The organism is Pseudomonas libanensis (assembly GCF_001439685.1).
Classification (GTDB): domain Bacteria; phylum Pseudomonadota; class Gammaproteobacteria; order Pseudomonadales; family Pseudomonadaceae; genus Aquipseudomonas; species Aquipseudomonas libanensis.
Genome location: NZ_JYLH01000015.1, coordinates 82813 through 95548, shown reverse-complemented (window position 1 = coordinate 95548; position 12736 = coordinate 82813). Strand labels below are relative to the sequence as shown.

The 12736-nt window shown below is 60.3% G+C and carries 11 protein-coding genes; 2 read left to right on the top strand and 9 right to left on the bottom strand.

What is annotated here, in order from left to right; genetic code table 11:
• Positions 1 to 130 precede the first annotated feature (130 nt).
• The 8 genes from TU73_RS21880 to TU73_RS21845 all read right to left on the bottom strand — a co-directional run bounded on the left by TU73_RS21880 (position 131) and on the right by TU73_RS21845 (position 9072).
• Positions 131 to 760 carry a glutathione S-transferase gene (locus tag TU73_RS21880; protein ID WP_057013961.1) on the bottom strand — a complete coding sequence of 210 codons (630 nt, stop codon included), beginning with the start codon at positions 758 to 760 and terminating at the stop codon, positions 131 to 133.
• Between the two features lie 162 nt (positions 761 to 922).
• A complete protein-coding gene (locus tag TU73_RS21875; protein ID WP_057013960.1) occupies positions 923 to 1105 on the bottom strand; it encodes a hypothetical protein in 183 nt (60 codons plus the stop codon).
• Positions 1102 to 2205 (bottom strand): PepSY-associated TM helix domain-containing protein, encoded by a 1104-nt coding sequence (locus TU73_RS21870; RefSeq protein WP_057013959.1) that lies wholly within the window; start codon positions 2203 to 2205, stop codon positions 1102 to 1104. Before TU73_RS21870 ends, TU73_RS21875 begins: the two co-directional genes overlap by 4 nt.
• A 61-nt stretch (positions 2206 to 2266) precedes the next feature.
• Positions 2267 to 4696 (bottom strand): TonB-dependent siderophore receptor, encoded by a 2430-nt coding sequence (locus TU73_RS21865; RefSeq protein WP_057013958.1) that lies wholly within the window; start codon positions 4694 to 4696, stop codon positions 2267 to 2269.
• A gap of 128 nt (positions 4697 to 4824) precedes the next feature.
• Positions 4825 to 5793, bottom strand: coding sequence for a FecR domain-containing protein (locus tag TU73_RS21860; RefSeq protein WP_057013957.1), 969 nt, complete (start codon positions 5791 to 5793; stop codon positions 4825 to 4827).
• Positions 5790 to 6308, bottom strand: a complete 519-nt coding sequence (locus TU73_RS21855) for an RNA polymerase sigma factor (RefSeq protein ID WP_057013956.1) — start codon at positions 6306 to 6308, stop codon at positions 5790 to 5792. Before TU73_RS21855 ends, TU73_RS21860 begins: the two co-directional genes overlap by 4 nt.
• Positions 6309 to 6445: 137 nt before the next feature.
• Positions 6446 to 7153 (bottom strand): 3'-5' exonuclease, encoded by a 708-nt coding sequence (locus TU73_RS21850; RefSeq protein WP_057013955.1) that lies wholly within the window; start codon positions 7151 to 7153, stop codon positions 6446 to 6448.
• A complete protein-coding gene (locus TU73_RS21845; protein ID WP_057013954.1) occupies positions 7150 to 9072 on the bottom strand; it encodes a putative nucleotidyltransferase substrate binding domain-containing protein in 1923 nt (640 codons plus the stop codon). Before TU73_RS21845 ends, TU73_RS21850 begins: the two co-directional genes overlap by 4 nt.
• Before the next feature lie 244 nt (positions 9073 to 9316).
• Between TU73_RS21845 and TU73_RS21840 the strand changes: the two genes are divergently transcribed.
• Both TU73_RS21840 and TU73_RS21835 read left to right on the top strand, forming a co-directional pair.
• Positions 9317 to 9763 (top strand): response regulator, encoded by a 447-nt coding sequence (locus TU73_RS21840; protein WP_057013953.1) that lies wholly within the window; start codon positions 9317 to 9319, stop codon positions 9761 to 9763.
• Between the two features lie 128 nt (positions 9764 to 9891).
• Positions 9892 to 10326, top strand: coding sequence for a hypothetical protein (locus TU73_RS21835; protein ID WP_057013952.1), 435 nt, complete (start codon positions 9892 to 9894; stop codon positions 10324 to 10326).
• Between the two features lie 53 nt (positions 10327 to 10379).
• Here TU73_RS21835 and TU73_RS21830 read toward each other — a convergent pair whose 3' ends face one another.
• Positions 10380 to 12557, bottom strand: coding sequence for a malate synthase G (locus tag TU73_RS21830; protein ID WP_057013951.1), 2178 nt, complete (start codon positions 12555 to 12557; stop codon positions 10380 to 10382).
• Positions 12558 to 12736 lie beyond the last annotated feature (179 nt).

The window sequence follows — 12736 nt, the reverse complement described above, 5'->3', positions numbered from 1 at the left end:
TTCCTCAATTATACCGCCGCCGAATGTGGGAGGGGGCTTGCCCCCGATAGCGGTGGTTCAGAAACAGATGTGCCCAATGACACGCCGCAATCGGGGGCAAGCCCCCTCCCACAGTGGACGGCGGTAAGGTTTAGATGGGCGGCTGGGTCTGCAGCATCGAAGGCCGCTGGCTGATCTCGGCGTACCAGGCGGCGAGCTTGGGATTGTCCGTGCGCCATTGCAGGTCCGGGTGACGAAAGTCCAGGTAACCCAGGGCACAGGCCACGCTGATGGCGGCAATATCGAAATGGCTGGTCAGTTCGGCAATGGCGTCCTGTTCCAGCTCGGCGAGGGCGCGGCGGATCTTGTTGCGCTGTTCATCCAGCCATTGGTGCCAATGCTTTTCCACCGGGCGCATGGCAGTCTCGTAACGTACCAGCACGGCGGCATCCATGATGCCGTCGGCCATCGAGGCCAGGGTCAGGCGCCGCCAGCGGGCCGAGCCATCGCGGGGGATCAGCGGGTTGCCGACGTGCTGGTGGTCGAAGTAATCGAGGATCACCCGGCTGTCATGCAGGACCGAACCGTCGGCCAGGCGCAGGGCCGGGATCTTGCCCACGGGGTTGCCTTGCAGCACTTGGGCGTCCGGGTTGACCGGGGTCGGCAGGCAGGCGTGCAGGGCCACACGGTCCTGCTGGCCGGTCTCGATCAGCAGCACGCGGACTTTGCGTACGAACGGTGAAGCGGGGTTGTGGAACAAGGTCATGCTGGGGGCGGACATGGGCATTCCTCGAGGTGAATTGTGGCTAGCCTAGAGCGTTGTGCGGTGCCTGGCGAGGGGGACGCGTTGTTTTTGAGGGCCCTATCGCAGGCAAGCCAGCTCCCACATTGGGCTGTGTTCACAGGTCAAAATGTGGGAGCTGGCTTGCCTGCGATAGCGACCTCAGCCGCGCCGCTTAACCAACCCCCATACACCCATCATTGCAGGTATCCCGAGCCCGACCCAACTCAACGAATCCCACCACCCATCCCCCAGCAACGCCGCAAACAACCCTGCGGCACTGAGCAGGCCAATGCCCAGCGGTATGCCAAACACCTTCCAGAAATTCGACTGGCGCGGCTTCATACCTTGGCCGCCTTGCGCCGCACGATCCACAGGTAAATCCCGCTCACCAGTACGACGATGGTCAGCACATCCAGCATCGCCCACAGGATTTTCATCGGCATGCCGCCGTAATCACCGAAGTGCAACGGTTGGGACAGGCCCATGGCGTCCATGTACCACGGTCGTTCGGCGATGGCGGTAACGGCCAGGGTGCTGGCGTCAATCAGCACTGGCGTCAGCAGATGAGAAGTCAGGTGGGTGCTGCCCTTCATGAACACGGCGTAGTGATGTTCACTGGAAAAGCGTGTACCGGGGAAGGCGATAAAGTCCGGTTCCATACTGGGCGCGGCCTTGGCGGCAATGCTCAGCAGCTCAGTGGCCGGTGCGCGCTGGGTCAGCGGCGGGGCGTTTTTGTAGGGTTCGATCATGGCGCTGAGGCTGTCCTGGCGCCAGGCGGCGATGAGCAGGTCGGCGCAGGCACTGATCACGCCGGTCACGCCCACGACCAGCGCCCAGGTCAGGGTGACTACGCCGATCAGGTTGTGCAGGTCGAGCCAGCGCAGGCGGGTGGACTTGTCCTGGCGCACGGTGGCGAACTTCAAGCGGCGCATGAACGGCAGGTACAACACCGTGCCCGAAATAATCGCCAGCACAAACAGAATACCCATGAGTGCCAGCAGCAACTTGCCCGGCAGGCCGGCAAACATATCCACATGCAGGCGCAGCAGGAACAGGGTCAGCCCGCCATTCGCCGATGGTGTTTCTACCGCTTCTCCAGTGCGGGCATCGAGCATGAAGGTATGGGAAGAATTCGGCTCGGTGCCGGCCGTGGCCGCCATGATCGCGATCACGCCGTTCTTGTCGTCTTCGTCCCAGGCCAGGTACTGCATGGCCTCGCCGGGACGATGGGCCTGCGCTTTAGTCACAAGCTGCTCAAGGTTGAGCCGGGGAGTATCGGCTGGCATCTGTGCCAACTCGGGCTCATTGCCCAGCAGATGGTCGATCTCATGGTGGAACACCAGCGGCAGCCCGGTGAGGGCGAGCAACAGCAGGAATACGGTGCAGATCAGGCTGGTCCAGGTGTGGATGAAGGACCAGCGGCGGATGGTTTTGCTTTTCATTTTCTAGCCTTCAGACACACCAAGGCCGCCACGGTGACGGCCTGGTGGTTAACTCAAGCGATTACCACTGGTACGTGGCGCTGGCGACTACGCTGCGTTGGTCGCCGAAGTAGCAGTAGGAACCGTCGCAGGTGGAAATGTAATCCTTGTTGAACAGGTTGGTCGCGTTCACTTTCACCGACGCACCCTTGAGGCTGTTGTCCAGGCGGCCGAGGTCGTAGTGCACGGCGCCGTCGAACACCGTGTAGGCGTTGGCTTTGCCGGCCCAGGTATTGGCCTGGTCGCCGTAGGTATTGCCGGTGTAGCGGGCGCCAAAACCAATGCCGAAACCGTCGAGCGCGCCGGTGTGCCAGGTGTAGTCGGTCCACAGGGATGCTTGCTGGTTGGGCATCAGTTGCAGGCGGTTGCCTTTGAAGTCGCCTTTTTGCACTTCGGATTTGGCCAGGGTATACGCCGCGATCACCTTAAGGTTTTCGGTGACGTCAGAGATGGCTTCCAGCTCCAGGCCTTTGACTTTCACTTCGCCGGTCTGGTCGGTGACAGACACTCCACCGGACTGGAAACTGCTGACCAGAACGTTCTTCTGGGTCAGGTCATACACTGCGGCACTGAGCAGCGTGTTCGAGCCCGGCGGTTGGTACTTGATCCCCAATTCCCACTGCTTACCTTCGGTGGGTTTATAGGACTCTGTAGGTGAAGCGCTGGCGTTGCTCGCCGGCTGGAACGATTCGGCGTAGGAGATGTACGGTACGAAGCCCGAGTCGAACACATAGCTCAGTGCCGCATTACCGCTGAAATTCTTGCTGCGGTCAGTATTGGTCGCGTCGTTTTTGTTGAAGTACGTGGTGCCTTGATGCACCCAGTCTTCACGGCCGCCCAGGGTCAGGCGCCAGTTATCAAGAGCCATCTGGTCCTGAACGTAGAGGCCGGTCTGGATGGTTTTCTGGTTGTAGTCGTAGAAAGCGCCGGAGCGTGCGGGGCGTTCAACCGGCGTGGTGTTGACGGGGTTGAAGATGTTGACTCTTCCGGCCAGCCCGTAAATCGACAAGTACGAGGTATCGGTACGCTGGTGGTCCAGTCCGAGCAGAAGGGTATGGGTGACGTCACCGGTGGCGAAGTCGGCCTGAAAGTTGTTATCTACTGCCAATTGTCCGATGTTCTCGTCCACGTTGGTCGACGAGCGGTTGATATTGCCCGCAGCGTCGACCGGCGCCCAGCCATAGGCACCTACGGTCAATTGCTGGAACGACAATTCCGATTTGGTGTAACGCAGATTCTGTTTGAACTGCCAGGTATCGTTGAAACGGTGCTCGAATGCGTAGCCGAGTGCGTAATAGGTACGGTCGTAGAACTCGTAGTCCGGATCGCCCAGGTTCTTATGATGCGAAACGTCACCCAGTGGCAACTTGATCTTGGTGCCGACTATCGGCAGGAACTGGCTGGTGGCACCGGTATCGTCACGGGTGAACTGCGACAGCAAGGTCAGCTTGGTATCGGTATCGATGTTCCAGGTCAGGCTGGGCGCGATGTTGTAGCGTTTGTTGTCGATATGGTCGACCTGCGTACCGGCATCACGTACCACGCCGCTGAGGCCATAGAGAAACTGGCCTTCGTCGTCAATCTTACCGGTGCTGGCGAAGTTGATCTGGCGATAATTGTCGCTGCCGTATTGCACCTGGATGGCGCTGCTCTGTTCGGCGCTGGGACGACGGCTGACCATGTCCAGCAGGCCGCCCGGTGGGGTCTGGCCGTAGACCGATGAGGCCGGGCCGCGCAGCAAGGCGAGGCGATCCAGGTTCCAGGTTTCGGCTTTCGGGTTGGCATACACCCCGCGTGGCAGCGGCAGGCCATCGAGGAATTGCGTCGGCTCGAAGCCGCGTACGCGCAACCAGTCGTAACGGGTGTCGCTGCCATAGCTGGCGGACACGATACCGGGCATGTATTTGACTGCGTCGTCGAGGTTCTGGACGTTACGGTCCTGCATCTGCTCGCGGGTGGCCACCGAGATCGAGCGCGGCGCCTCGACCAACGCTGTGTCGGTCTTGGTGCCGGCGGCGGTGCGCTTTGCCAGGTAGCCCTCCACCGGGCCCCAAGCACTCTCATAGCTGTCCTGGCCGGTGATATTGGTCGTCGGCAAGGCGACGACGCCTTCCGGAATCGGCACCAAGGTGTAAGTGCCCGCACTGCTTTGTTCCAACTGCAACCCAGTACCGCGCAACGCTTCACGCAACGCGCCCTGTGCATCGAACTGGCCCTTGACCGGGGCCGAGGTCTTGCCGGCGGCGAGTGTCGGGTTGAGGGTCAGTGCCAGGCCGGCCTGGCTGGCGATCTGGTTCAGGGTGGCGGCCAATGGCGCGGCCGGCAGGTTGTAGGCACGCATGCTGGAGGCTTGTTCAGCGGCGGCCAGTGCGGTGCTGGTCAGCGGGGCGCCGAGGGCGATGGCCAGGGCTAACAGGCTGGGGCGCAACAAGGTATCTAGCGTTCGGGACATAGGGCGGCTCCTGAATGGAAATATTTCTCAATTGCCTAGGTGCCGAACGAGAAGCGGAAAGTGATAGGGCCGGGTGAAACTATTTTTTTGACGGGGTGTTTTGATCGTTACGCAGAGCGTGGAAACGATCAAGGTTTGGCAGCTACGGTCACCCACCATGGCGTGTGCTGTTCGATCTGCACGGGCAAGGTCGGCAGCAGCGCGTTCAACGCCAGGGTGGTGTCGTGCAACGGGAAGCTGCCGGTGATGCGCAGGTCGGCTACGCCTTTATCCACACCCAGGTAGCCGGCGCGGTAGCGACTTAGTTCATTGACCACATCGCCCAGGCGGGCGTTGTCGACCACCAGCATGCCGCGGGTCCAGGCATCGGAGGCCGGGGTTACAGCCAGCGTCGGGCCCAGGCCGTCGCTGCGCATCAGCACCTGCTGGCCGGCCTTGAACACCTGTTCCTGATGCAGCGCCTCAGGTTGGGCAGCCACCGCAGACTGCAATACGCTCAGGCGTGTAGCCTGGTCTTCGCGCTTGACGACAAACCGCGTGCCCAACGCTCGCAGCCTGCCGTCGCGGGTTTGCACATAGAACGGGCGCGCATCGTCGTGGCCGGTTTCGACGAGGATTTCGCCCTCCTGCAACACAATCAACCGGCGTTTTTCGTCGAAGCGCACATCAATGGCGCTATGGGTGTTGAGGTTGATCTGCGTGCCGTCTGCCAGTTTCAGCGTGCGTTGCTCGCCGGTGGCGGTGCGCTGGTCGGCCAGCCAATAGTGGATCGGCACGTACCGCTCGCCGGCAAACAGCGCCAGGCCGCACACCAGCACGATACTCGCCAGGCCACGGCCCAGCTTGCGCACGCGCTGGCGAATGCCTTGGCGCGATTGCAGCAACGCCGCACGCGCCGGGCCCGAGGCCACGCTGAAACGCTGGTCGAGCATGCCCAATTGTCGCCAGGCGCGGGCATGTTCCTCATCGCTGGCCAGCCATTTGGCGAACTCTTCGCGTTCCACCGCGCTGCCGTCGTCCGAGTCGAGGGACAGTTGCCAGGCAATCGCGGCATCCAGCACCCGCGCTGACACCGGTTTGGCACTGACGGCGGTCACGACGGCTCGCCGTACAGCGCGATGTAGCACTGGCGAATGCCCTGGGCCAGGTACTGGCGCACGCGGGGCACCGACACACCGAGGCGCCGGGCGATTTCTGCATGGCCCAGGCCGTCGAGACGTTTATAGAGGAAAGCGGCGCGAGCCTTGCTCGACAGCCTGCCGAGCAGACGGTCGATGGCCTTGAGGTCTTCGAGGATCAGGTGCTGTTCTTGCGGCGAAGGGTGTTCGCTTTCCGGGATCAGCATCAATTCGGTGAGGTAGGCCTGTTCCAGGGCGGCGCGGCGGAAGTAGTCGAACAGCAAGCCCTTGGCAATGGCCACCAGGAACGCGCGGGGTTCACGGGGTTCGCGCAGCTCATCCCGGCCCAGCAGGCGCATGAAGGTGTCCTGGCTCAGGTCTTCGGCGCGGCTTGGACATGCCACATTGCGCCGCAGCCAGGCCAACAGCCAGCCGCGATGGTCGCGATACAACGCGCCAACAAGCTCACTGTGTGGGGTCTGGACCGACGACACGGCATCACCGAATAAATAAGGGGCTTTAACTAACGAGAATTATTCGCGATTCTGTCAGAGGCGTGAGGTGGGTGCAATTGGCGTCTGTCGGGAGATCGTTCCCACGCAGAGCGTGGGAGCGATCCCTGCACCGAATCCTACAGGGAAGGGGATTGTTGACGGCGTTTCCATTGGGCCAAACGCTCTTGCAGGGCATGGGGCGTGTCGATCTGCTGCTGCCTGGCACGGCTGAACAGGATCAGCATCAGCTCCGCCGTGGCCAGTGCGTCGGCGCTGGCGTGATGGCGTTCGCCTGCTTGAAGCTTGAAGTGGTTGAGCCAGTCGTCCAGGCCGGCTTCGCGCAGCGTGACGTCGGGGCACAACAGAGGAGCCAGGTCGGCTACATCCAGAACGGGATGGGCCAGTCGATAATCCAGGCTGTCCTTGAGCGCCCGGCCCAGCATGTGTTGATCGAAGGGCGCATGGAAGGCCAGCAATGGGCTGTCGCCGACAAACGTCATGAAATCCAGCAGCGCCTCGGCCGGGTCGCTGCCGGCAGCGATCGCGCTGGGGCCGAGCCCGTGGATCAGCACGCTGGGGCTGAGTTTGGTGTCGGTGCGTTGCAGGGTGCGTTCAAACAGTTGGGAAAAATCCACCGCACCATCCTCGATGACCACGGCGCCGATGGACAGCACCTGGTCACGGTTAAGGTTCAGGCCGCTGGTCTCCAGGTCCACCACTACCCAGCGCTGGCTGCGCAACGAACCGGCGCCCAAGGCGCGAGGCTTGGGCAATTGCGCCAGGCGCTGCTGTTGCGCCGCATCCAGGCCAGGTTTTTTCTTATGCCACCAACAGAACAGACTCACAGTTGATACCGCAAGGTCAGGCTGCTTTGCAGGCGCTGGGCCTGGCGCAGGGCTTCACGCAGAATGCGCCGGTCCAGATGGTTGAGGCTGTCGGGGTCGACGCGGTTGGAATAGGGCAGGTTTTCACGGGTCTGCAATTGGTGCTGCTGCATACGGGTCTGCTGGATAAAGTGATAGGCCTCTTCATAGGCCGCGCCATCCAGCGGCTCTATCACTTCCTTGGTCACCAACTGGCGCAGGCGTTCCAGGGTGTTATTGGCGTGGATGCCATTGGCCAGTGCCAGCAGGCGTGCACCGTCCACGAATGGTGTAAGGCCCTGCACCTTGAGATCCAGGGTAGCCTTCTCGCCTCCTTTGCGGGTCAGCACGAACTCGCGCAAACGCCCTACCGGCGGGCGCTGGCGCAGCGCGTTTTCGGCCAACATGCGCTGGAACAAGCGGTTATCCGCCACCTGATCGAGAATGCCCTGGCGCAGTTGCTCGCAGCCGCGCTCATCGCCCCACACCACGCGCAAATCAAAATAGATGCTCGAGCCCAGCAGGTTTTCCGGTGTTGCTTCACGGATAAACGCACCGAAGCGCCGCGCCCACTCCACTCGCGACAAACACAGCTCGGGGTTGCCGGCCATGATATTGCCCTTGCACAGGCTGAAGCCGCACAGCGCCAGGCTCTGGTTGATGTGCTGCGCCAGGGGCAGCAAGCGGCCACGGATTTCGGCGGCTTCGACAGCGTCCTTGGCCTCGAACAGGATGCCGTTGTCCTGGTCGGTATACAGCGTTTGCTCGCGGCGACCCTCGCTGCCGAAACACAGCCAACTGAACGGCACACCGGGGTCGCCTTTTTCCGCGAGGGTCAATTCGATCACACGGCACACGGTGTGGTCGTTGAGCAGGGTAATGATGTGGGTGATCTGGGTGGACGACGCGCCATGGGCGAGCATACGCTCCACCAACTGGCCGATTTCACCGCGAATCGCCACCAGGTTTTCCACCCTGGGCGCGTTGCGGATGGTGCGGGCCAGGTGCACCAGGTCCACACGTTGCAAGGAGAACAGGTCACGTTCGGACACCACTCCACATAGGCGCTGGTCTTTGACCAGGCACACGTGGGCGATATGCCGTTCGGTCATGGCGATGGCCGCGTCGAAAGCGCTGTGGTCCGGGCTCAAGGAAAACGGCGCCTGGGTCATATGAGCTTCAATGCCCTGGCTGAAATCGCTGGTGCCATCGGCCACCACCTGGCGTAGATCACGCAGGGTAAAAATGCCCAGGGGCGCCTTGTGCGGGTCGACAATCACGATGCTGCCGACCTGCTGTTCGTGCATCAGCGTCACCGCTTCACGCAGCGGCGTGTACGGGCTGCAGGTGACCGGGTGGCGCATGGCCAATTCGCCCAATCGAGTGTTCAGCGAGTATTGGGTGCCGAGGGTTTCCACGGCTTTTTGCTGTACCTGCTGGTTGACCTGATCGAGCAGGCTGCTGACCCCACGCAAGGCGAAATCCCGAAACGCACTGGAAAGGGCGAACAGCTTGATAAACGCGGGCTTGTTCAGTTGCAGGCAAAAGGTGTCTTCGGCGGCTTTATGTTCAGTGCGGGTAGCACGCTCGCCCAGCAACGCGGCGAGGGGGAAGCACTCGCCGGTGGTGATTTCGAAGGTGGTGTCGGCCGAATCAGGTCGTTCGCCGACGACGCGGCCCTGCTTGACGATATAAAAGTGCTCGACCGGGCCACCAGAGGGTTTGAGGATGCTGTCGCCGGGGCCGTAGAAGCGCAGTTGGCACTGTTCCACCAGAAACGCCAGGTGCGCCTGCTCCATCTGGTTGAATGGCGGGAAGCGTTGCAGGAATTGCAGGGTGCCGTGGATGTTCTGCAACACCGCAGTTTTTCCTGCCTGTGCGAATGCATCAGCTTTACTCATAACAGTGACCGCAGTTTTTTGTCGTTATCGTGCTGCATGGTCGACGCCTGCACGGCGGGTGCCCATTGGACGTAAGTCTAGGTTGATGAAAACCGCACAAAACTAGGGAAAAACCCTACATGACTATCGTCCGAACCCCGTAGAACGCCCACTAGGCAAACTTTCCGACGAAGTGCACATTGTTCGCCCTTCCGACGATGTCTGACATCTGTGCTGGGAGATGATGAGAATTGCTGAGAAACGTATGTCCGACCACGATATTTTGAGTGATGCCGAGCGCGAGGCGCTGAGCGCCGTGATGCTGGAGCCTGATTTACCGCCACAACGCGTATTGATCGTGGACGACGACAAGGATGCGCGTGAACTGCTGGCCGAGATCCTGGGCCTGGACGGTATTCGCTGCATGACCGCCGACAGTGGTGAGAAAGCGTGGGATCTGTTGAAGTCGAGCAGCTCCATCGGTTTGCTGATCACTGACCTGCGCATGCAGCCCAGCAATGGCCTGGAGTTGATTCGCCAGGTGCGTGAGTCGACCCGGGCGGCGCTGCCCATCATCATCATGTCGGGGGACGCGGAGGCGCCGGATGTGATCGATGCGATGCATTTGAGCGTGGTGGATTTCTTGCTCAAGCCGATCGACAGCGTGAAGTTGGCGAAGTTGGTGAAGCGGGAGTTGGGGATGGTGCAGTGACTACCGTTTATCTTTTTTGGGTTTGACCTGTCAATTCTCACAGTAGGCAAACAGGTGATCAGCGAGTGTACTGCGCTGGAGAGTTCTGGTCTTCAGCCAGGACCTTATATCCTCCAAGGGAGCTCGTTATGCCTATTCAAAAGCCTACTGATCAAGATAGCGACGCAAGTATTCTAATTCTCAGGGATGGAAAGGCCCGTTTTTTAAAATCTTCTGATACAAGAGCGAGCTTGAGACATTTTGCGGTCATCATGAAAGACGCAGGATCATTGACAGCTGAGTATGGGAACACGCTGTTTCCGCGGGATGAGCCGTACGAGTTCGCTTTTCCACGAGATGAAGATATGCATCGAGGAAACATCGATTATAGAGACGAAAAAGGTGTTTATTTTATAAAGCCTACGTCTGGAAAATTTTTTGTTGTTTCCAAAGAGGCAGGTCCCCTAGATACGTATATAAATTATATTACCTACGTGAATTTGAAATTTGAATTTGAAGGGCAAGAACTCACGATTAACGGCACAGGTGAAGCCACTTTTGTTTTTAATCGACAGCCCTCCTAATAAGAAGAAAGCCCTGATCTCACGAACAGGGCTTTCTTCCTTTCAGCGGTTACTCAACGCCCATTCTTGGCCTTGAACTCCCGACGCCTGCGGTGCAACACCGGCTCGGTATACCCATTAGGCTGCTTGGTCCCCTCAATCACCAACTCCACCGCCGCCTGGAACGCGATGTTGCTGTCGAGATCCGGAGCCAGCGGACGATACAACGCATCCCCGGCATTCTGACGGTCCACCACCGGCGCCATGCGCTTGAGGCTTTCCATCACTTGGGCTTCGTTGACGATACCGTGACGCAACCAGTTGGCGATGTGCTGGCTGGAAATACGCAGGGTGGCACGGTCTTCCATCAGGCCGATATCGTTGATGTCCGGCACTTTCGAACAGCCGACGCCCTGGTCGATCCAACGGACCACATAACCAAGGATGCCCTGGGCGTTGTTGTCCAGTTCGTTGCGGATCTCCTCGTCAGACCAATCGGTGTTGCTGGCCAGGGGAATGGTGAGGATGTCGTCTACCGAGGCACGTTCGCGCTTGGCCAGTTCGGCCTGGCGGGCGAATACATCGACCTTGTGATAGTGCAGCGCATGCAGCGCCGCAGCGGTTGGCGACGGCACCCAGGCGGTGTTGGCGCCGGCCAGCGGGTGGGCGATTTTCTGCTCGAGCATCGCGGCCATCAGGTCGGGCATCGCCCACATGCCTTTACCGATCTGTGCACGACCTTGCAGGCCAGTGCTCAAGCCGATATCGACGTTCCAGTTCTCATAGGCGCCGATCCACTTCTCTGCCTTCATGGCTGCCTTGCGCACCATCGCGCCGGCTTCCATGGAGGTATGGATTTCATCGCCGGTGCGGTCAAGGAAGCCGGTGTTGATAAACACCACGCGCTCGCTGGCCGCCTTGATACAGGCCTTGAGGTTGACCGTGGTGCGGCGCTCCTCGTCCATGATCCCGACTTTGAGGGTGTTGCGTGGCAGGTTCAGCACCTCTTCGATGCGACCGAACAGCTCGTTGGTGAACGCGGCTTCTTCCGGGCCGTGCATCTTCGGCTTGACGATGTACACCGAACCGGTACGGCTGTTCTTGCGCGTGTTGTTGCCATTGAGGCTGTGGATCGCCGCCAGGCTGGTGAGCAGGCCATCGAGAATGCCTTCCGGCACTTCGTGGCCGTCTTTGTCGAGGATCGCGTCGATGGTCATCAAGTGGCCAACGTTGCGCACGAACAGCAGCGAACGGCCGTGCAGCGTCACGTCCTGGCCATCCACGCCGGTGTACACGCGATCAGGGTTCATGGTGCGGGTGAAGGTCTTGCCGCCCTTGGCGACTTCTTCGGCCAGGTCGCCCTTCATCAGGCCGAGCCAGTTGCGGTAGATCACCACCTTGTCATCGGCATCCACGGCGGCAACGGAGTCTTCGCAGTCCATGATGGTGGTCAGCGCGGCTTCCATCAGCACGTCTTTGACGCCGGCCGCATCGGTCTGGCCGACAGGGGTGCTGGCGTCGATCTGGATCTCGAAGTGCAGGCCGTTGTGCTTGAGCAGGATTGCAATCGGCTCGGCCGCCGGGCCCTGGAAACCGATCAATTGCGCATCGTCGCGCAGGCCGCTGTTACTGCCGCCCTTGAGGCTGACGATCAGCTTGCCATCGACGATCTTGTAGCCGGTGGAGTCAACGTGGCTGCCGGCGCTGAGCGGCGCGGCTTCGTCGAGGAACGCACGGGCGAAGGCGATGACCTTGTCGCCACGCACTTTGTTGTAGCCCTTGCCCTTCTCGGCGCCGTCGGCTTCGCTGATGGCGTCGGTGCCATACAAGGCGTCGTACAGCGAACCCCAGCGCGCATTCGAAGCGTTAAGGGCGAAGCGGGCGTTCATCACCGGCACTACCAGCTGGGGGCCGGCCATGTGCGCGATTTCATCGTCGACGTTTTGGGTCGAGGCCTGGAAGTCTGCGGCTTCTGGCAGCAGGTATCCGATGTCTTGCAGGAAGGCTTTGTAGGCCACCGGGTCATGCGCCTGGCCGGCGTGCGTCTGGTGCCAGGTATCGATCCGCGCCTGGAAATCGTCGCGTTTGGCGAGTAGGGCTTTGTTCTTCGGTGCCAGGTCGTGGATAACCTTGTCGGCACCGGCCCAGAACTGGTCGGCAGTGATGCCGGTACCGGGAATGGCTTCGTTGTTCACGAAGTCGAACAGGACTTTGGCGACCTGCAGGCCACCGACTTGAACGTGTTCAGTCATTGCTTGCCTCACTCTGCGGAGCTAATGCGCTTTTTCAGATTTTCATTATGTAGTGCACGGTTTGGCATACTACATGATGACTTGCGGTTGTGAAAATTAGACTAAATACGTCGTTTAGCGACCCACTTTGGTCGTACGGTCACAGCGGAGTACCGGATGTTCTCAAAAAACTATTGGAT